The following is an 18,618-nucleotide window of genomic DNA, read 5'->3' on the forward strand; positions in this document are numbered from 1 at the left end:
TAGACAGGTTATATAATAAATCAAGGTATTGCAAGCCGGTACCCATAGACTAAACACTTTGAAAAAGGGGAATAGGCTGTGGGTACTTTTGCGTATGAAGTAGCGGAAAGGAAAAATTTCGCCCTATACATGATGCGGCGAACCGTTTTTCTCTCACGTTTCATTGGTATCTTCTAGACACGGTGAACCCTGAGAAATTCGCGTCAAAAAGATCAAAGGCTCCCTCCGCCGTTTGCGGTAGGAGCCAGGTTAACAACATGCTTATTAACAGACGGGTCAAGGCATGCAGGGACAAATTCGCTTAAGAATAAGCTTTTGCTCTTTCTGCCAGCTTAGTAATCGATTCAATGTCTTGATCGGTTAATTGATCAAGAAAAAATTTTTGTATGGCCTTAGAGACAATGGGACGGGCCTCATCCAATGCCAATTGGCCCGCGGAAGTGATGATCACTTGAACGCCACGATCTGTATCTATGGGTCTCCTTGTCACAAGCCCCCGTTTTTCCATCCGTGTCAGATGATGTGATAATCTGCTTTTCTCCCAATCCATCGAGTCAGCTAGTTCTTGTTGGCGAAGATCCCCATTCCCCAGAAGGGCTAATCGATCTAATACACCATAATCAGCTTCAGAGAGTCCTGTAGACTCGGTTAATTCTTTGATGACGCGACCGAAGATGGTCTGAAAAGAGCCCTTCCACATGTGCCATATACGCATTTCCGCTTCGTTTAGTTCAAACTTTTCCATAGAGATATAATAACATGGTTGACGCGTCAACTTCAACGTGTTACCTTAGTGATTGAGTTGATACATCAACTCGAGTTGTGCTGCTATATATTCAAATGGATGAAGTAAAGGAGAGTGGAACTATGCAAGGTCAACCTAAGGAGGAACATTCCATGAGCAAGCCGTTTACTGAAGCTGACGGTATTTCGGTTAGCGATTCCACGCCAGTCATGACCTTTAGCCCTGTGGTGCTGTCGGTCCCGGGCAGGATTGTAGATCTGCAGATCAAGGTCTCTGCACCATCGACGGGGAGCGGCCTACCCGTGATACTGTTGTCACACGGCCACGGGCCTTCAAACTTCATATCATCCCTACATGGCTACGGCCCCCTTGCAGATTTCTGGGCAGCTCATGGATTCGTCGTTATCCAGCCCACTCACTTGGACTCAATGATGTTGGGCCTGCGTGAAACGCAAAGCCCGGAAGCTCCATTGTATTGGCGATCTAGAGCTGAGGATATGCGCTACATTCTTGATCAACTCGATCATATCGAGGCTGCTGTACCGGGGCTTGGTGGGCGTATTGACAAGGGTCGGATCGCCGCAGTTGGGCATTCATTAGGCGGGCTTACGGTAGGCATGTTGTGCGGTCAGGGGGTAACGGATCCGGTGGACGGTAAAGAAGTGAATCTGCTTGATCCCCGGATTAAGGCTGGTGTACTGCTGGCTGCCCCAGGAAGAGGTGAGGACCTCTCCGCGTTTGCAACCGAGCACTACCCGGTTTTGAGATCAACTAGCTTTGCTAACATGACAACGCCAGCCTTAATCGTCGTGGGCGAGAACGACTGGAGCCCCAGATTTTCCAATCGCAAGGATTGGCGCTCCGATGCCTATTATCTGAGCCCCGGTCCGAAATGCCTGTTGACACTGATCGGTGCGGAGCACGGGCTTGGCGGGATAGCCTCGTACGATGCGGCGGAAACAACCGATGAAAATCCCGAGCGTGTAGCGGTGCTTCGAGCCCTTGTCTGGTCCTATCTCCGCAGTGCACTCTATCCAGAAGACGCTGCCTGGCATAAAGTGTGTGTCGAGTTGAAGAATACACCTAATCCGCTAGGTATAATTGAGTGTAAAAGCGGATGAGAGCATAAAAGAGTTAGATTTAAACGCGCAGCAAGGAAAAATCATTGATTATATCTACGAAAACCAGGATCGGAGTATTATTCAAAAGGAACTTGCCGAACGCTTCAACGTACGAGGAGCCGGTATTACAAGCATGCTTCAGGGTCTTGAGAAACAAGGATTTATCGAGCGTAAGATCCCTGCCAATAATGAGCGGCAAAAAAATATATATGTCCTGCCCAAGGCTGTTGAGTTGATTGAAGACTTTAATGAGTCCTTTCAAGGTGTGAGGACGAAATCGTTCAAGCCCTTACCGTGGAGGAGAAGCAAACCTTAAAGGAACTGCTCCTTAAAATTAATGAGAGCTTGTGATTGCGGTTGGACTTGAGGTTATACATACATATACGGAGTGGAGAAAGGAGTGAAGATGAATCACTTATAAAGCAGCTCCTTATATTCTTTTGATGGGTCTTTTTCTCGTGGTTTTGGATGGTCTTTGGGTTGTTAGAACGTATGATGCATACGATACATACCCGAGGGAAGCGTTTTTCGTATTGGTTCTTGGACTATGCCTGATGATGATCGCTTACTTGATCATCCGGCACAGATCGAAGGAAGTTGCTCATACACAGCATAAAAAAAATAATGTACGAGAAGAAAGGACGGCTGTTCAGCTGTTCGTTAACCGGATGTGGAAGCAGCGGGAAACGGTGGGAAGCAAATTAACCGCGGTTCTCCTTGTGATCCTTGTAATTATCGCTATCTTTGATTTTAGGTTGGCGTTAAATATGCTGCAGCCCAGCATGGTTGTGGGCATGATTGTATTTTCATTTTTCTATATTATGAATGATGAGGGTGAGGAGGTAGAGGAGGAGGAGCTGCAGCCTGAAAATCATAAACTGCGGGCTCTTCTGCGTCTGATCGATTACAGGGAACATCCCTTCAGTCTGGGGCTGCTCTTATTTATTATCATTGTCCTGACTCTTTTACTGTCTAAGCAGTATGGATTGATGCTGAGTCTTGAGACAGGCGGCAATCCCATGTACGTCATGAGTTTACCAACAGCTGCATTTATCTTGTCAGGACTATCCATTGCCTGTGGATTTATTTATATCATTCACTACTGTGATTTCTTCGGGCTTCGCCAAACAGAACAGGGCCCTTATAAGCTGTTCCAGATCCATTTTTATGAAATTATCATTTGTGGAGCTTCCTTTTTCATCTGGTTATTCATACTGGGGATTACATGGATCACGGGTTAACGTATCGACAAATGGGCGTATCGTTCTGTGCATAACGAACACATATAGTGGCCTGTCTAAAAGTCCTATTTAAAGACTTTTCAGACAGGCTATTTTTGTTTGGCGGGGAGATGAAGAGAACGGCTAAAGATTGCGGAGCGATACCCATCGCACAAGGATATCGGTGACCTGAGATAGAGGCAGAAATTCAAATAGGTATAAAAATTAGTATTTACATATATAATATGTATAAATACAATTTAAGGAGAGATAATGATGTGGCAATTTGAACATTCTCTTATAACAACGGCTAAAGCGGACACGATTTGGAGGCTGTACAGTGATATTACAACCTGGCCACTCTGGGATAAAGGTATCGAAAGTGCTTCGTTGGAGGGATTATTCGTCCAGGGCACGAGGGGGTTCCTGCAGCCGGAAGGTCAGGATCCGCTTCCTTTTGAGCTTCTGGAGGTCAACCCGCTGCATGGTTTCTCGGATATCACGGACATTCCGGGTGCCGGCATTCAGGTTCAGTTTACTCATCTGTTGGAGGAGTCGAACGGAGCAACTAAGATCACCCATCAAGTGAAAATCACAGGACCAAATGCGGAGCAGATAGGACCTAAATTCGGAGCTCACATGGTGGAGGGCATCCCCCAAACGATGGATGGACTCGCAAGACTGGTATTGGAACGGGAAAAGGAGCAAAACCCCAATGAATAAAAAGGTTAAAGAGACCCCTAGGTACTGGATTGGCGTCGTCTCAGCCTCTCATGTGGCCAGAGGCGTGGAGGGCGGATTCGCCCAGCTCTGTCATGGGAAGGCCAATCCCCTGAAACGAATGCAAGCCGGCGATTGGCTGATTTATTACTCGCCTCGCACGGATATGCAGAACGGGAAACCCCTGCAGGCTTTCACGGCAATCGGGCAGGTGGAGGATGACCACGTTTATACGTTCCCGATGTCCGATTCATTCATACCATTCCGCCGCAACATTCGCTATACTTCTTGTAAGGTAACGAAGATCAGCCCGCTGCTGGAGCAGCTTAGCTTCACGCGCGGGGTGAGCAATTGGGGTTACCGGTTCCGGTTTGGCCACTTTGAGATCTCGGAGCAAGACTTCCGGGTCATAACCGATGTCATGTTGAACAGCGCGGAGGGAAAGGCACATGAGCTCAGAATTTAATAGCGAAAAGGAAAGCCCCGGCTTTATGCTGTGGCAGGTCACGAATCTGTGGCAAAAAGCGATACGAACTGCATTGGAACCTTTTGAACTGACCCATCCGCAATTTGTACTCCTTTTTTCATGCAAGTGGATGAATGAACATAATGATCATACGAGCATTACTCAGGTTCAATTAGCCCAGTACACGCAGATGGACGTGAATGTTACTTCGCAGGTGCTGAGGACGCTGGAGAAGAAAGGCTACATCGAGCGCCGACCCCACCCGACGGATTCAAGAGCGAACGTGATTTCCGTCACGAAGGCGGGGGACACCATCGCATCTCAGGCGGTCCAGGCGGTTGAAGCGGAGGATCGGGCTTTTTTCTCCAGCCTTGGCCATGAGGTGGAACAGTTGAATCGAATTCTGCAGCAGCTTACGAAGCGGTAGACGGCGGCCATCCTATTAGCAAAGAGGATCATTATTGTCAGTTAGCAGTTTCATAAATTAATGCTGAAAGGATAGGGCAAATGTTTAAATACAGAATGGCAACTCCGAATGAGCGCGATGAATGTATAGATTTAGCCAACTATGCTTTTCACTTGAATTTTGAAACTCTGATGCCCAAAGCATATGGAAAGAATGTAGATTTTTCAGCCATGCATAAGGTTGCTGTGGACGAGAAGGGCAGAATCCATGCACAGGTGGCCGTTTTTCCAGAGACTTTGACGGTATGTGATCATATGCTTCGGACCGGCTATTTGGGCACGGTCTCAGTTCATCCACGGGCTCGGGGAGAAGGACATATGAAGATACTCATGGACATGTGGCTTAAGGAGCTTCGTGATACGTGTGACATCATTGTATTAAATGGACAGCGACAGAGATATGAGTATTTCGGCTTCACCCTGGGTGGCGTAAAGCTCAAGTATTTCGTGGAAGAGGCCAATGTTCGCCATGGGTTACAGCATGTGAGTGACACAGGAATATCCTTTAGACCGTTACTTGAGATTGAAGGAGCAGAATCTTTTGCTCATGCCATCAATACATCAAGGTTTGCTTATGTGGAAAGAACAATACAGCAATTACCACTTATTCTCAACGGTCTCCATCAGCAGGCACTTGGCGTTGTGAATCAGGGTAAGCTAACCGGGTATCTGATCGTAAATGGAGCAGGTGATGAAATATCTGAATTTGCGCTGGAAAATGCTGACCATATTTCGCTGACGATCAAGGCTTATATGGGGTATAGCAGAGCCAAACGGATAGCGATAGTTACCCCAGAATATGACGTTCCCTTGAATAACACACTGGGCAGTATAGCCGAGGATTATGTTATTGAGACATCAGACATGTACCATATTATAGATTTTGCCAATGTATTGAAGGCGTACCTAACCCTACAGTACAAAACGACTGGAGTGATAGAGGGGGAGTTCTCAGCCGTCATGGACGGCCAGCCGGTTACTGCTCGAGTGGATGCGGGAGGCGTGACGGTTGAGCGATCTGCTCCGCCCCATGCAGTTGTCCTTAATAAGCAGCAGGCTCAGGCACTTCTGCTTACACAACACAGTCGTTATATGCCGGTTTCTGCGCCCGCAGGGTGGTTTCCACTACCTGTATTTTGGTACAAGGTCGACAAATTTTGAAATTACACCCACGAACGAAGGGAAAGGGGCGAATGCCATGAACCGGAGACAAGAAATAGAGGCGCTTGCAAGAGAGTTTGCAGGTGCAGCCAGGACGCCTCTCCGGACTCTTTTTGCAAATGGTGAGCGTTATTACTACTGCACGCTATTTACTACTGGAGAGGGACATGCGCCAAGCATCTCCGCCTGGTCGTGGGAGGCATTGGATAGGGAGGCGGCCCAACAAGCAGACGAAAGCGGCACTTCGAAATCCGTGATAGCAGAGCTCATCAAATGGTCTTATGCCATTCACCCTGTTGTTATGGGGATGAAAACTTCGATGGTATAAAGCAAGGGTTCGCGGAGCGTCCTTCCATTGCAGAGCTTGAGGCTGACGAATGGAATTGTGAGTTTGAATTGAGGCTGAAGGCTATGGAGCTGGCGATGGAGATGCTCGATGATGAAGGCATATTTGCCTTGAATCAACCGCGAGAGTCGGTATGCATCCTTGTCGAGGTCATGCCGCCGGATAAGATTAATACTGAAATCGCGCTGCGTCTGAATCATAAAGAATCCCCGGCTATGCAGGCATGGCTGGCAGAGGCAGCGGAGTAAGCACGGACGATTCACTTACGCTTGCGCTGTTTCCCCCTCCAAAAAAATAACCGCCGTGCATATAACATGCGCAGCAGCTATTTGAATATAGGGAGCGCGGCGGTTCGCCGGCTTCTTTTCTTTTTTCTCGCAATGATCCGAGGCTTTTTCGTTGGGATTCCCAGCCGCCGTCGTTTTCTTCTCGCCAATAATCTGGACTTGAGCTTTCGGTTTCCGGAGCTCTTCCGTTTCGTTAGGGTTCTCCTTGGCGCCGGAGGGACAATATCTTCATTGGTTACAGCTTCGGACTCTGCGGGCTCGACTCTGTTCTCGGCAGAACCGAGCATCCCGTAATGAATCAGGTGGATGCCGAGGGCCCGAATGGTTCTGCTGACCGCCGGGCTGCGGAACACAGCCAGATCGGACTCCCGTTCTGTGGTCATCGCAGAGATTGCCCGTAATGGCTCGTCTACATATCCAGGGTGGCACATCAATTCAGTCGATCCATGCTGCAGATTGCGGAGATAGTGGAGCAGCTTCTGCAGCCCATGATCCGCTTCATACGTATCCAGTACAACCCGATTCGTGGTCAGCGGCAGCCCAGCGGAATTTTCGCTCCTGCTATGCGGCTGCTGAAGCCGCCGCATAGCAATGCCCTCTTTGGCTGCCAACCGTACCATTGCTTCATACACGTCCGGAAAAACCTGATGCAGGTGGTGATGTGCATCCAGGTGGGTTGGACGCAGCCCAGTAGCAGTGAACCGCTCCCACTGGGCCGTTAATTCGATCTCGATCTCATGCAGTTCTCTGCGGTAGATCTCGCTGACAGGAAGAAAATGACCATCCGCTTGAACGAGAGAAGGGACAAGCCCTGGATCGGACACAGGCCGGCCATAGGTCAGGTTGACATGCAAGCCCACTCCAAGCTCCGGATGTAAACCTGCAAGCCGAACAGCATCTTCAAAGCCCGGCGTGTTCACCATTAACGTCGTGCTGCTGATCCCTCCAGCCTGGTAAGCCTCAATAATCCCTTGGTTCACACCTGGAGACAGGCCGAAATCGTCGGCATTAATGATCAAATATTTCATGACGCGATCGCTCCGTTCTCATACCTGTTTGCCATATTGAATGCAGCAGAGCGGAGGATGGAGTGAGGCATACGCCTTTCTTTTATATTTTGTTGGTATGGATCATGTTTGCCAAGCCGTTGAGAAATTGCGAAAACAAGAAAAACACACGCAGCATACTGCGTGTGTTTTGACGTTGTTAGATGTAGTTCATATTCAGCAAAATTCGTCCCCGTCCATGTCTTGCTTCGCTTTTCTCCAATGCTTCTGCCGCTTGGCTTAATGGGAATATGGAATCAATCATGGCTTTAATTGTACCTTGAGCTATCAGTTCCGTTAAGCTTTGCAGGTCTTCGCGGGTAGGAAATTTGGTATTGAATTTGGCTGTAACGCTGTGTTTTTGGGCATTTTCCTGGGATGGATCTTGAGTCAAAGAGACGAAAATCCCGCCTTTCTTCAGGACAGACCAGGATCTGGCCTCGGTCTCGCCTCCAACCGAATCGACGATCAGATCGACTTCCTCGGCGACGTCTTCGAACTTTGTCGTGGTATAGTCGATGACCTGATCCGCACCTAATGACTTCACGAAGTCCAGGTTAGAGGTGGAAGCCGTGGCGATTACGGTTGCTCCCTTCCATTTGGCTAACTGAACGGCAAACTGTCCAACGCCGCCTGCCGCCGCATGAATGAGAACCGTTTGGCCAGCTTGGAGTTCACCTTCTGTGAACAGCGCTTTCCAGGCAGCTTCGGCTCCGGCTTTAATCGTTGCCGCATCTTCGAAAGTAAGATTCTCTGGCAGTTTAATCAATTCTTGGGCCTTGGCGACTCCATATTCCGCATAAGCGCCTCGGATCATACCAAAGATGCGATCGCCGGAGGTGACCTCGGTTACACTTTTACCTACCTCTTCAACAACCCCTGAAGCGTAAAAACCAGGGACATAAGGCATCGTTACAGGAAATACAGTCTGGAGCCAGCCGTTACGGATTTTGAAATCAAGTGGAATAACCGCGGCATATTTGATGCGAATGAGCACTTCATCCGCTTTCGGTTGGGGACGATCGACGGTTGCCACCTTCAAAACATCCGGACCACCGTATTCATGAACGAGAACCGCTTGCATTGATTTTGTAGACATATTAATCTCTCCTCTGATATCGATATTGGTTTAATGTAATCCCTCTTAACGTTCCAGTGCAGCGTTTATCTTTTTGGCCAAGGCTACGAACTGTACTTTTTCTTCATCTGTAAGATTCTCTATGGTGATCTCATCAATCTTGCTCCAGACCTGAGTGACTCTTGATTCAAGATCACGCCCTGCGTGGGTAAGTGATACGAGGGTTACTCGTTTATCTTCTTCAGAGCGGCTGCAGGTGACAAGGCCTGCATCTTCCAATCGGCGAACTGATTTTGCTATGGTTGAGTGATCCAGACGAAGTGCTTTGGTGAGGCTGCTCTGGGGCTGACGATCCTGATACCACAGCTGCATTAACACCAGCTCCTGTCCTGGATATAAGCCTGCTTCCCGTAACAATTGTCCTGCAACCCGGTGATGGGAACGAGCCAAGCTGAAGATCGAGAAGCTAACGGGAAATTGGTTGACTGCATTCATTTCATTCTCAACGGCTTCGTTGTGGTTGTCGTTATTCAATCTTGTAATCCCTCCTTATTGTGTGGTCGTCAACGTATTTCTTGTACTTAAGATAACACACGAATATGTTGCCGTCAACATAAATTAATTATTCCTTGAAAATTAGGCAGCGTTTGGGGGTTCCGGGTGAGGGTGAATGATTCTGGAGTGCTTTTTCCCGAGTTAAGACCGATGGACAGGAATATTCATTGAGTAAATAGAATTTTGACAAAGGTCATCATTTTAAAGAGGTTGACTCGATTTACAAAGAGGTTTTTAGGAAAGGTAAAGATATCATCTTAAAAAAAGGAGGGGTTTTTATGCTTTTTATGATGATTGTTAAAGCTTCGAATCATTCGGAAGCCGGAAATCTCCCGAGCTCAGAGCTCAGGGAAGCCATGACGAAGTACAATGAGGAATTAATTAAGGCAGGCGTTCGAGTGATGGCTAAAGGACTTCATCCAAGCTCAAACGGGCTTCGCCTTTCATTTCTGAGACCCGGAGAAATACCGGTAGTTACGGAGGGTCCTTTTCCGGAAACCAATGAACTGATTGCCGGATTCATTCTGATTGATGTGGCGTCGAAGGAAGAAGCTATTGAATGGGCAATGCGGATGCCTGACCCGCAAGGGCATGGGGAAGGTCAGATTGAATTGCGTCAAGTATATTGAAGCGAAATGCAGGAGTAAATTTCTTTAACTATTCCGGAAATAACGCAACGCATAACCGGTTACTATTTTTGAACTATTAGGAAAAGCGGCAGAAGTGGTAACCATCATTTTGCAAAGTTTAAAACAGGACTCTGAGATCACCGCATTACTGAAATCAGGTATATATTGACGAACGGAATAGTCACAGGGTTATCCATAAGAAGGCTGCCGGTACCGGCAGCCTTTCTTGTTATGCTGAAAAATTTTTGCGAGTCAAAGCGATTATAAAAGGCAGGCCTTAAAGTGACTTTGAAGCTTATGATCCCGTCTCCATTCAAACTTACACTTGAAAGTGACGTTACGTCATTTTATATAATGAAGCCAATGCCGAAGCCTCTTAGCATCATGCTGTGAACACGGTGGGAGGGGAGGAGCAATGATACCAAGGAGATGTTGGAGTGAAACAAGGGGATATGATCATTTATGCGTGTGTCATTATAGGAGCAGGGATTGGACTTATGTTAGATCAAGCCATTCCAGGCGTATTAGTCGGTCTGGGAATAGGATATTTAATTAAACATGGTTTATATAAGGACAAAGAACAATAACATAATCGTTGGTGGTGTAGTGCATGATTCATATCAAAGAGGTGGCACAGCAGACGAAGGTCACGGTTAGAACCCTGAGGTACTACGATCAGATCGGATTATTAACTCCCGCTTCCAAAACCGATGGAGGGCATCGTCTTTATTCGGATGAGGATCTGAAGAAGCTGCAGCAAATCCAGTTTTTAAAAGGAATAGGCTGCCGCCTGCAGGATATTAAAGATATGTTATCGGATTCCAAATGGCAGTGGTCGGTTAGTTTGAAAGGACAGCTCGTGTACATTGTTGAAGAGCAGCAAAGATTAAGAAAGATGGAGTCTGCGCTAAAAGAATTAATCAACAGCATCACATTGGAAGGCGGAGATGACCATCTCGCAGTTCAGAAGCTTGTCCAGTTATCAAGCCAAAATAAAGCAAAATTGCAGATTTTCAGGGAGAATATGTTTGATGATCAGGAGCTTGAGCTGTGGGCGAAGCTCCCCAAAATGAACGGAGAAGATCCGGATTCCCTGGAATGGATCGCTCTGCTTGGCCAGATCAAGCGCTCAGTGAAGGATGATCCTGCATCCCCTAAAGCACAAAATATTATACGGCGTATGGTGGAGAAGCAAATGGAGGATTTCCATGAGGAAGACAAATTTATGGATAAGTTGTGGAAGGTGAGAAAATCTCCAAATCAGTCGGAGGAGCTTGGACTTTATCCGATCGAACAGGAGGTTCTGGATTTTATGGAACGGGCCTATGAAATCTATATTTCGTCTAATAAGCATTCTTCCAACCAGTAAGGGGGGATAAGGTGAGTGCTGAATTGCTGCTGGGAGTAGGGGGATTGGCCCTCTTGGATATGCTCAGTCCTACAGCTCTGGGCGTCACGGTATATTTGTTGTTGACGGAGAAAGAGCGGTTAGGATCACGCTTAATAGTATATTTAATAACTGTGGCAGCCTTTTATTTTCTAGCAGGTATTGCTGTCAGGTTAGGGATGGATGTTGTAATGAAAGTGTTCTCTTCGATCCTCAAAAATCGGATCCTAAGCTGGTTTATGCTGATTACTGGTGTGCTGCTGTTTACAGCGAGCTTTTATTATCCCAAGAATACCAAGAGCGATGTACCTAGGCCGAAGTCCAAAAGTGCAGCCGCTATGATTGCGCTTGGGTTTACGACCTCGCTGATCGAAGTAGGGACAGCGTTTCCTTATTTTGCGGCGATTGGTCTGATGTCTGCCTCAAACCTGGCTGTGTGTCAGTGGCTCCCAATTTTGGCGGGCTATAATTTTATAATGTTGTTACCGCCATTGATCTTGTTTATACTGCACCTGTTATTCGGGCGAGTGATGCAGCAACCGTTGGAAAAAATGCGTGTTAAGCTTATGAGCTATTCGGGATCGGCTGTTTCGTGGATGATGAGTATCTTTGGGCTGATTTTGATTTTTTATAGTCTGGACTACTTATAGCCGGGATGAGCGATTAAAGATGTCCTCTTTGGCTTAGGCTGTTAAATATTTTGGGGAGAAAGAAGCCTGGCTGCTGTAAATTTTTCAGCGCTAGGCTTTTTTTGTAATCGTTAAGAATCAGACTCTCTGCTGCCGGGAGCACGCTTAGCCTTGGAGCAGTCCAGTTTATACTTCCTGCCGTAACCCTCCGCATAGGCAATAATTTTACGGATACTCTCTTTATTCTCCAGCTTGGTAAAAGGACAAGGGTCCGGACGGGTATTCACCTCTAGAATCCAGGGTCTCAGCCTGCGGTCAACGGCGATATCCAGCCCTAACTCATTCATAGCCGGGTAGGACTGGCTGAACTGGGCTCCGGTCCAACGGGCCAGAAGATCCATTTTATGAAGGAGTCTGTCCGTTTTTTCCGTTCCGGCTATCGGTTCCATCACGTCCGCAGCAGCATAAATCGTGCCTCCCTGACTTCCGTTCGTCACAATCTTGTGCGGGTGAGCGACCCGTGCGGCTATCCCGGTGGGCTCCCATTCGCCGGACGGATTTTTCTGGACCATCACACGGAAATCAAACCGGCGCCCCTGGTGCTTCAGCAGATGGATCCCCTTCTGAATGAGATAGTTCCGGCTTCCGGTATGCCGCTGCAAGGACTGAAACATAGCCTGAAACGTAGGGAACGTATGGGACTGTACATCATGCCTGTAATGGAACATCTTTCCCCGTTTCTCAACCCGGATGACTCCGATTCCCAGCGAACCTGTATCCGGCTTTAAGTACAGCATGCCATGCCTTTTCAGCAACACCAGCAGACGGCTGCGGTTAAGCCTGTAGGTGGCAGGTACATATTTGGACAATTCTGAATGCTGCAGCAGAATGCGGGTTTTCATTAACTTGCTCGAAACGGCCTTCCGGTTGCTTTTCATGTGCTGGCCTCTTTTCCAAAGGGTTAGGTTGCTTCAGTATACGGAGCTTCCTGCATATAGGTGTAAGCTGATGTGGGCAGGATGAGATCGTTCTGCAGACGGTCTAACCGGTCGCCAGCAATGGAACACCTGTTAGGCCAATGCATAAGCTATAGAGTGTTAGAGGGAATAAGGAAATGATTTCATGACGAGGGGAAACCATGGCCATGTGTCAATATGCAGACTTGGAGCAAACGATCAACCGGGTGGTGTCCTGCATGCCCTGGTACCAATCATGGTTTCGATCTCAGCTTGTCGGCAGGGCAGGGATATCTGTACGGGAAAAACTGCCGCTGATGACGGCCTCTGTCTTGGAGAGGCATTACTATGTGAAGAACAGCCCGCTGGTGCAGCGCAGAGATATGCATCGCTACCAGACATCGGGCACAAGCTCCGGCCTGCGGAAATCCATTTATTACTCCGACTGGGATGAAGAGAACTACGTGCGAATCAAGCTGGACGTGTACCGGACGATTCTGGGAAACCATAACTATCAGAGAGCCTTGGCTGATATGGGTACGGGACATGCTGAAGCCACAGCTGTAGAAGTATTCCGCCGTTTGGGCATGCATGCCGAATCGATCTCCTTCCGGCTGCCAATTCAGCAGCATCTGGAACGGCTGGAGGATTTCAAGCCAGAAGTGCTGTATACGATGCCTTCAATCCTGAACCGTATTCTTCTTGAGTCTCCTGACCCGGCGGCATATGGTATTCGCCATGTCATTCTGGTTGGGGAGATGACTTCCCCCGCCTGGTGCAGTCAGGCTGCACGCCGGCTCGGCATCCGTACAGAGCACATCACGGATACGTACGGTTCAATTGAGATCGGCACGATCGCATATTATTCGCATGAGCATGGACGATACCTGTTAACGGAAGGTATTACAGCAGAAGGCCTGCTGCCGGAAGAAGTCGAAGAGGGCTTGGGAACACTGTCCGATGAGGAGGAGCGGGTGCTTGTTGTGACCTCGTCGGTAAGAGAAGCGTTTCCCGCCATACGTTATGTGACCTATGATGTCGTCCGCGACTTTCGTCCGATCCGGGTAGACGGTATCTTAAGACCCAGCTTCCGAAGCATCGTAAAAAGAATCGGTCCTGAGCTGAAGCACGGCGAGAAGATCAGTATTTATGATATTGAAGACGTAGTATACCGCCACCTTGCTGAAGCGGACATTCGTGTCAAAGTCGCGGGTAATGCTGTTATCGTATACCTGTTCAGCCCTCATGCAACCGAAAAAGTAATGCAGCAGATACAATACGATATAGAGCAGCGCATTCCGGAAATCGGCATGATGATCCAGGCTGGGGTCCTCGACGGTATTCAGGTCATCGAAGGCACGCGCGAGGATCTTTACTCCTCCGGTTCCATCAAGAACAAAAAAATATTTTATGAGTAAAGAAGGGATCAGGTTGAAACTTGAAGGTGGGATTGCTGAAGCCATCGGTGGAACTCCGTTGATCCGGCTGGAGCGGCTGTTTGCGAAGAAGCCTTTTGAGGTCTACGGCAAGCTGGAATGGATGAATCCCGGAGGAAGCGCCAAGGACAGGCCCGCGCTGTCGATGCTTCGTGAGGCCATACGGCGCGGCGATATTACGAAAGACACGGTAGTGATCGAATCGAGTTCAGGAAATCTGGCCATCAGTCTGGCCCAATTATGCTGCTATATGGGGATTCGTTTTATCTGTGTTGTGGACCCCCGCACGACCGAACAGCATAAGCAGATTATCCGGAGTTTTCACGGAGAGATTGATCTGGTGACGGAGCCGGATAAGGAGACTGGGGAGTTCCTGCCAGCCCGGATCCGGAGGGTTCAGGAGCTGCTCCACCAATGGCCGCAGGCCTACTGGACCAATCAATACAGCAACCCGGATAATTATAGGGCACATGCAGACACCACGATGCGGGAGATCGGCGAGCAGCTGGGCGCTGTTGACTACTTATTTTGTGCTGTGAGCTCATGCGGCACGATTCGCGGCTGCATGGAGTACATCCGAAGCCAGAATTGGTCAACTCAAATCGTAGCTGTGGATGCCGTCGGAAGCGTGATTTTCGGCGGGGAGAAAGGTCCCCGCAAATTCCCCGGGATGGGTGCCGGGATCACGCCCGGATTGTATCGGCCCGGCCTGGCGGACCAGGTTGTGAACGTATCCGATGAAGAATGTGTTCGGGGCTGCCGCAGTCTGGTCCGCCGAGAGGCCATTCTGGCCGGGGCATCCTCCGGCGGCGTGATCTCCGCTGTAAACAGGCTGGCTGAGATGATCCCTGCGGGATCGGTCTGCGCTGCCATACTGCCGGACCGCGGCGAACGGTATTTGTCTACCGTATACAGTGATGCCTGGGTGAGACAGGAGCTGGGCTTGGACTTATGCTCTCCTATGGAGGCTAAAGCATGATTTATTTGCATGATCGTGATATTGTTGAGATCGGAATCGATTGGCCGAGGCTGATTGAAATTATTGAGAATGTCGTGAAAATTAAGGCTGAAGGCGACTGTGTGCATCCGCTCAAGCCTTATTTGAGATTTCGTGATCCGGGAAACCGCATCATTGCCATGCCTGCCTTTGTCGGCGGAAGCATAAATATGGCAGGTATCAAGTGGATCGCAAGTTATCCGGACAATATCCGGCTGGGTCTGCCCAGAGCCCATAATACGATGATACTGAATGATCCTGCGACCGGCGAGCCTGCCGCTTTTATACACAGCGGATTGCTCAGCGCCCTTCGCACAGCGGCAGTCAGCGGTTCCATGATTAAGGCTTTTACCTCCAGCAGACCGTCAAATCAACTGCGGCTCGGCATCATCGGATGGGGGCCCGTGGGACGCAATCATCTGGAGATGTGTATCGCCCTGCTGGGCGATAAGCTGAAGCGGATTAGCTTGTATGACCTGATGCCAATTGATTTGGATACCGTGCCTGAGGCTGTGCGGGCCAGAACAGCGATTGCAGACGATTGGCGCCAGGTTTACCAGGATGCGGATATTTTTATTACGTGCACCGTGTCCAACCATAGATACATTGATGAGCCGCCTGGCAAAGGTGCACTTCTGCTCAACGTATCGCTCAGGGATTACAAGCCGGAAAGTGCGGCGCATTTACAAGCGATCGTCGTTGATGATTGGCAGGAGGTATGCCGGGAGAATACAGACATGGAGCAGCTGCACCTGCAATATGGCCTGCAGGAATCCGGGGTAATCACGTTGGAGGATGTCATCTGTCACGACGGGCTGGCTGCCTTGAGCAAGGAAGAGCCTGTGTTCTTCAACCCGATGGGTCTCGCGGTGTTCGATATCGGTATAGCCGCATTGTACCTGCAGGAAGCATTAAGATCAGGCAAGGGGATCCTGTTGGGGAATGATGCATGATGGCAAAAAATGCAGGAGAGGAACGGGCAGCCCGTTCTTCTTCTGCATGGCATTGTATCGTTTTGTACATGCAATGATCTATTCATTTGCAAAGTTTGCCGATGCATGGACGATCACCATTGAGTAATACGAACAACTGTGGGATATTGGTAACTAGTGAATACATAATTTTGACGAGTGAAACACCCTGTAGAAAAGGGGCTTATTTAACGCTGAAGGGACAAAATCTATGACTAAATTAAAATTGGCCGTCATCGGTCTGGGGCATATGGGCAAGCATATGCTTCACCGCTGGGTTCCCCAGTTTGCAGAGCAGGTTGAAGTAGCAGCGCTGTGTGATAACGAGGAAAGCAGACTTCAGCAGGAGGCAGAAGCGGCAGGAAGCAGTGCCCGGCTGTATACTGATTACCGGGTGCTGCTGAACGAGGAACAGCTGGATCTGGTCTATATCGCTGTCCCGCCATCCATGCATCATGATGTGGCGCGTATCGCTTTTGAGAAAGGCGTTCATGTCTTCTGCGAGAAGCCGCTGGCGAACAGCCTGCAGGAAGCGAGGCATTTGTTGGAGCTGGCAGAGCAGTCCGATCGGCTGCATGCCATTCATTTTTCATTCCCGATGGACCCTGAAGTCGTGCAGTTCAAACAGCTGATCGATGAGCAGGCGGTTGGTCCGATTGAACAGATGGATTTTTATCTGGAGTTTCCGCAGTGGCCGCGGGCCTGGCAGCAGAACCCCTGGATTACGACAAGACATGAGGGCGGCTATCTGCTGGAAGTTGGCATTCATTGGATCCATATGATTCAGCAGGTATTTGGCCCGATCACTCAGGTGAAGAGCCAGATCGAATATCCATCAGATGGACGACAATGCGAGAGCCGTGTGAGCGCGGTGATGAGTCTGCATAACGGTATGGATATCCATGTATCAGGTACGGATCACCGGGAAGGAGAGGAACGCGTCTCTCTGGTCGTTCATGGGGAGCAGGGAATTATTGCACTAGAGAATTGGAGCAGCTTGTATATGGGTCCGAACGAAGCGGAATTGCGACCGGTACCTGTCAGAGGGGGAGAGGATGAGCTTCCTGTCTTCAAGCAGGTGCTTCAGATCCTGAACGGCAAGCCGGGCCAGGTCTATGATTTCTATGACGGTTACAATGCTCAGGTGGTACTAGAGGCGCTGCGCAAGCCGGGTGAGGGTGTAACGGATCTGCGGCAGCAGCTGATTAACAGAAGGGACTAATACGAAGATACAAATAAAGGCCGACTGCTGTCCGCAGCCGGTTTTATTTGTATCTGTATTTTTGATTCTACGGCTTTTGAGGAAACGCTAGCTGTCTTACCGCCCCTCCGTCTTCTTTTAACATGTATTCTACAGTATGAGGCGATGGATTACAGCATGGAGATATGTTCCCAAGAAATGCTATAATCACAGCAAGGACAAGATACAGGAGGCGTGAAGCATGCAGGAAGAGCTTCTGGAGCAGCTGGATACATGGCATGAAGAGGACGAGTATGAACAGATCGTTGAGGCCATTTTGGAAGTACCTGAAGATGAAAGAGATTACATACTGAACAGCCATTTGGGCAGGGCGTACAACAATCTGGAGCAGTATGTGGATGCCGTTGAAGTTCTGAGCAGGATCGCCGATGAAGGTCAGGAAGACCCGCTCTGGCATTACCGCATCGGGATGGCTTACTACTATCTGGAACGATATGAGGAAGCGAAAAAGGCTTTTGAAGCATCAGACCGGCTCGAGCCGGAAGATGAGGATACATTGGAGTTCCTGGAACTGATTGATCAGAAGCTGCTTGAAGAGCAGCCGGAAGACACAGCAGCAGCTGTGGAAACATCAGCAGCTGCTGCTGTAGATTCAGAGCTGGATCTAATGAACTTCTGGGACGACAGTGAGCATGCATTGGAACAATATGTGCTATCACCCCCTACGGATGAGCAGATTGCTTCAGTGGAAGAAGAGCTGGTCTTCAAGCTGCCTGCATCTTATGTGCAGATGATGAAGCTGCATAACGGCGGTGTGCCAAGCCAGCGTTATTACCCTGCAGGTACGTCGGGAGCTGCGGGATTTGTAGAGGTCGCAGCCATTCTCGGCATCGGCAGAGACAAGCCTTACTCCTTGTGTGGGGAGCAGGGCAGCAGGTCTCGTGTCATCCATGAGAATTACCCTGAATTCGGTGTCATTATCGGTGAATGTACGGCACCTGGTGAAGTCATCATGCTGGATTACCGTCCATCCGGGAATGACGGGGAGCCTGAGGTGGTTCATGTGAATAAGGATCAGAACTTTAAGGTTACTCATCTGGCTCCAGATTTTGCAAGCTTTGTTAAAGGCTTGATGGCTGGGCCGTTGGTTTCAGCGGAAGCGCCAATAGAAGATTAAGTACGCATTGATGCATCGACAGACT

General features: G+C 48.9%; 22 protein-coding genes and 1 pseudogene. 18 read left to right on the plus strand and 5 right to left on the minus strand.

The features are described from left to right. Positions 1-301 precede the first annotated feature (301 nt). On the minus strand, positions 302-745 hold the full coding sequence (locus Q5741_RS07370; protein WP_305023436.1) for a MarR family winged helix-turn-helix transcriptional regulator: 444 nt from the start codon (positions 743-745) through the stop codon (positions 302-304). A gap of 122 nt (positions 746-867) precedes the next feature. Here Q5741_RS07370 and Q5741_RS07375 point away from each other — a divergent pair, with 122 nt between their 5' ends. From Q5741_RS07375 to Q5741_RS07415, 9 genes and pseudogenes are all read left to right on the plus strand, one after another. Continuing rightward, positions 868-1,866, plus strand: coding sequence for an alpha/beta hydrolase family protein (locus Q5741_RS07375; RefSeq protein WP_305023437.1), 999 nt, complete (start codon positions 868-870; stop codon positions 1,864-1,866). Then, positions 1,847-2,217, plus strand: a pseudogene (locus Q5741_RS07380) (MarR family winged helix-turn-helix transcriptional regulator). The gene Q5741_RS07375 and the pseudogene Q5741_RS07380 overlap by 20 nt, the downstream one beginning before the upstream one ends. 317 nt (positions 2,218-2,534) lie before the next feature. Then, entirely contained in the window at positions 2,535-3,107 is a 573-nt protein-coding gene (locus Q5741_RS07385; RefSeq protein ID WP_305023438.1) for a hypothetical protein, read from the plus strand. 255 nt (positions 3,108-3,362) lie between these two features. Next, on the plus strand, positions 3,363-3,809 hold the full coding sequence (locus Q5741_RS07390) for an SRPBCC family protein (protein WP_305023439.1): 447 nt from the start codon (positions 3,363-3,365) through the stop codon (positions 3,807-3,809). Continuing rightward, entirely contained in the window at positions 3,802-4,272 is a 471-nt protein-coding gene (locus tag Q5741_RS07395; protein WP_305023440.1) for an EVE domain-containing protein, read from the plus strand. The genes Q5741_RS07390 and Q5741_RS07395 overlap by 8 nt, the downstream gene beginning before the upstream one ends. Continuing rightward, positions 4,256-4,699 carry a MarR family winged helix-turn-helix transcriptional regulator gene (locus tag Q5741_RS07400; RefSeq protein WP_305023441.1) on the plus strand — a complete coding sequence of 148 codons (444 nt, stop codon included), beginning with the start codon at positions 4,256-4,258 and terminating at the stop codon, positions 4,697-4,699. Before Q5741_RS07395 ends, Q5741_RS07400 begins: the two co-directional genes overlap by 17 nt. An 80-nt stretch (positions 4,700-4,779) precedes the next feature. Next, positions 4,780-5,898 carry a GNAT family N-acetyltransferase gene (locus Q5741_RS07405; RefSeq protein WP_305023442.1) on the plus strand — a complete coding sequence of 373 codons (1,119 nt, stop codon included), beginning with the start codon at positions 4,780-4,782 and terminating at the stop codon, positions 5,896-5,898. Positions 5,899-5,935: 37 nt separating this feature from the next. Next, on the plus strand, positions 5,936-6,226 hold the full coding sequence (locus Q5741_RS07410; protein WP_305023443.1) for a DUF4303 domain-containing protein: 291 nt from the start codon (positions 5,936-5,938) through the stop codon (positions 6,224-6,226). Continuing rightward, positions 6,172-6,492, plus strand: a complete 321-nt coding sequence (locus Q5741_RS07415; protein ID WP_305023444.1) for a DUF4303 domain-containing protein — start codon at positions 6,172-6,174, stop codon at positions 6,490-6,492. The genes Q5741_RS07410 and Q5741_RS07415 overlap by 55 nt, the downstream gene beginning before the upstream one ends. 77 nt (positions 6,493-6,569) lie before the next feature. Here Q5741_RS07415 and Q5741_RS07420 read toward each other — a convergent pair whose 3' ends face one another. From Q5741_RS07420 to Q5741_RS07430, 3 genes are all read right to left on the minus strand, one after another. Then, positions 6,570-7,559 (minus strand): carbohydrate deacetylase, encoded by a 990-nt coding sequence (locus Q5741_RS07420; protein ID WP_305023445.1) that lies wholly within the window; start codon positions 7,557-7,559, stop codon positions 6,570-6,572. 178 nt (positions 7,560-7,737) lie between these two features. Continuing rightward, a complete protein-coding gene (locus Q5741_RS07425) occupies positions 7,738-8,676 on the minus strand; it encodes an NADP-dependent oxidoreductase (protein ID WP_305023446.1) in 939 nt (312 codons plus the stop codon). A gap of 45 nt (positions 8,677-8,721) precedes the next feature. Continuing rightward, positions 8,722-9,189: a MarR family winged helix-turn-helix transcriptional regulator gene (locus Q5741_RS07430; RefSeq protein ID WP_305023447.1), complete on the minus strand. Its 468-nt coding sequence runs from the start codon at positions 9,187-9,189 to the stop codon at positions 8,722-8,724. Positions 9,190-9,488: 299 nt separating this feature from the next. Between Q5741_RS07430 and Q5741_RS07435 the strand changes: the two genes are divergently transcribed. The 4 genes from Q5741_RS07435 (at position 9,489) to Q5741_RS07450 (ending at position 11,876) form a co-directional block, all read left to right on the plus strand. After that, complete coding sequence (locus Q5741_RS07435; protein ID WP_305023448.1) at positions 9,489-9,839, plus strand: YciI family protein; 351 nt, start codon at positions 9,489-9,491, stop codon at positions 9,837-9,839. Between the two features lie 437 nt (positions 9,840-10,276). After that, the gene (locus Q5741_RS07440) at positions 10,277-10,426 is read left to right on the plus strand and encodes a hypothetical protein (protein ID WP_305023449.1); all 150 of its coding nucleotides are present in this window, start codon (positions 10,277-10,279) and stop codon (positions 10,424-10,426) included. Positions 10,427-10,449: 23 nt separating this feature from the next. Next, positions 10,450-11,208: a MerR family transcriptional regulator gene (locus tag Q5741_RS07445; protein ID WP_305023450.1), complete on the plus strand. Its 759-nt coding sequence runs from the start codon at positions 10,450-10,452 to the stop codon at positions 11,206-11,208. 11 nt (positions 11,209-11,219) lie between these two features. Next, complete coding sequence (locus tag Q5741_RS07450; protein ID WP_305023451.1) at positions 11,220-11,876, plus strand: GAP family protein; 657 nt, start codon at positions 11,220-11,222, stop codon at positions 11,874-11,876. A 110-nt stretch (positions 11,877-11,986) separates the two neighbouring features. Here Q5741_RS07450 and Q5741_RS07455 read toward each other — a convergent pair whose 3' ends face one another. After that, positions 11,987-12,793 (minus strand): YheC/YheD family protein, encoded by an 807-nt coding sequence (locus Q5741_RS07455; RefSeq protein ID WP_305023452.1) that lies wholly within the window; start codon positions 12,791-12,793, stop codon positions 11,987-11,989. 200 nt (positions 12,794-12,993) lie between these two features. On the opposite strand from Q5741_RS07455, the gene Q5741_RS07460 reads away from it, so the two are divergent. From Q5741_RS07460 to Q5741_RS07480, 5 genes are all read left to right on the plus strand, one after another. Further along, complete coding sequence (locus Q5741_RS07460) at positions 12,994-14,229, plus strand: phenylacetate--CoA ligase family protein (RefSeq protein ID WP_305023453.1); 1,236 nt, start codon at positions 12,994-12,996, stop codon at positions 14,227-14,229. Between the two features lie 13 nt (positions 14,230-14,242). Then, a complete protein-coding gene (sbnA, locus tag Q5741_RS07465) occupies positions 14,243-15,226 on the plus strand; it encodes a 2,3-diaminopropionate biosynthesis protein SbnA (protein ID WP_345784152.1) in 984 nt (327 codons plus the stop codon). Next, entirely contained in the window at positions 15,223-16,197 is a 975-nt protein-coding gene (locus Q5741_RS07470; RefSeq protein WP_305023455.1) for a 2,3-diaminopropionate biosynthesis protein SbnB, read from the plus strand. Before sbnA ends, Q5741_RS07470 begins: the two co-directional genes overlap by 4 nt. A 229-nt stretch (positions 16,198-16,426) precedes the next feature. Continuing rightward, positions 16,427-17,437 carry a Gfo/Idh/MocA family protein gene (locus Q5741_RS07475; RefSeq protein WP_305023456.1) on the plus strand — a complete coding sequence of 337 codons (1,011 nt, stop codon included), beginning with the start codon at positions 16,427-16,429 and terminating at the stop codon, positions 17,435-17,437. Between the two features lie 220 nt (positions 17,438-17,657). Further along, positions 17,658-18,593, plus strand: a complete 936-nt coding sequence (locus tag Q5741_RS07480; RefSeq protein ID WP_305023457.1) for an SMI1/KNR4 family protein — start codon at positions 17,658-17,660, stop codon at positions 18,591-18,593. Positions 18,594-18,618 lie beyond the last annotated feature (25 nt).

The organism is Paenibacillus lacisoli (genome assembly GCF_030580655.1).
GTDB lineage: Bacteria > Bacillota > Bacilli > Paenibacillales > Paenibacillaceae > Paenibacillus > Paenibacillus lacisoli.

Excerpts from the sequence above, each read along its gene's own strand:
- Q5741_RS07370 (WP_305023436.1), bottom strand. The coding sequence starts at position 745 with ATGGAAAAGTTTGAACTAAACGAAGCGGAAATGCGTATATGGCACATG.
- Q5741_RS07375 (WP_305023437.1), top strand. The coding sequence starts at position 868 with ATGCAAGGTCAACCTAAGGAGGAACATTCCATGAGCAAGCCGTTTACT.
- Q5741_RS07385 (WP_305023438.1), top strand. The coding sequence starts at position 2,535 with ATGTGGAAGCAGCGGGAAACGGTGGGAAGCAAATTAACCGCGGTTCTC.
- Q5741_RS07390 (WP_305023439.1), top strand. The coding sequence starts at position 3,363 with ATGTGGCAATTTGAACATTCTCTTATAACAACGGCTAAAGCGGACACG.
- Q5741_RS07395 (WP_305023440.1), top strand. The coding sequence starts at position 3,802 with ATGAATAAAAAGGTTAAAGAGACCCCTAGGTACTGGATTGGCGTCGTC.
- Q5741_RS07400 (WP_305023441.1), top strand. The coding sequence starts at position 4,256 with ATGAGCTCAGAATTTAATAGCGAAAAGGAAAGCCCCGGCTTTATGCTG.
- Q5741_RS07405 (WP_305023442.1), top strand. The coding sequence starts at position 4,780 with ATGTTTAAATACAGAATGGCAACTCCGAATGAGCGCGATGAATGTATA.
- Q5741_RS07410 (WP_305023443.1), top strand. The coding sequence starts at position 5,936 with ATGAACCGGAGACAAGAAATAGAGGCGCTTGCAAGAGAGTTTGCAGGT.
- Q5741_RS07415 (WP_305023444.1), top strand. The coding sequence starts at position 6,172 with ATGGTCTTATGCCATTCACCCTGTTGTTATGGGGATGAAAACTTCGAT.
- Q5741_RS07420 (WP_305023445.1), bottom strand. The coding sequence starts at position 7,559 with ATGAAATATTTGATCATTAATGCCGACGATTTCGGCCTGTCTCCAGGT.
- Q5741_RS07425 (WP_305023446.1), bottom strand. The coding sequence starts at position 8,676 with ATGTCTACAAAATCAATGCAAGCGGTTCTCGTTCATGAATACGGTGGT.
- Q5741_RS07435 (WP_305023448.1), top strand. The coding sequence starts at position 9,489 with ATGCTTTTTATGATGATTGTTAAAGCTTCGAATCATTCGGAAGCCGGA.
- Q5741_RS07445 (WP_305023450.1), top strand. The coding sequence starts at position 10,450 with ATGATTCATATCAAAGAGGTGGCACAGCAGACGAAGGTCACGGTTAGA.
- Q5741_RS07455 (WP_305023452.1), bottom strand. The coding sequence starts at position 12,793 with ATGAAAAGCAACCGGAAGGCCGTTTCGAGCAAGTTAATGAAAACCCGC.
- Q5741_RS07460 (WP_305023453.1), top strand. The coding sequence starts at position 12,994 with ATGGCCATGTGTCAATATGCAGACTTGGAGCAAACGATCAACCGGGTG.
- Q5741_RS07470 (WP_305023455.1), top strand. The coding sequence starts at position 15,223 with ATGATTTATTTGCATGATCGTGATATTGTTGAGATCGGAATCGATTGG.
- Q5741_RS07475 (WP_305023456.1), top strand. The coding sequence starts at position 16,427 with ATGACTAAATTAAAATTGGCCGTCATCGGTCTGGGGCATATGGGCAAG.
- Q5741_RS07480 (WP_305023457.1), top strand. The coding sequence starts at position 17,658 with ATGCAGGAAGAGCTTCTGGAGCAGCTGGATACATGGCATGAAGAGGAC.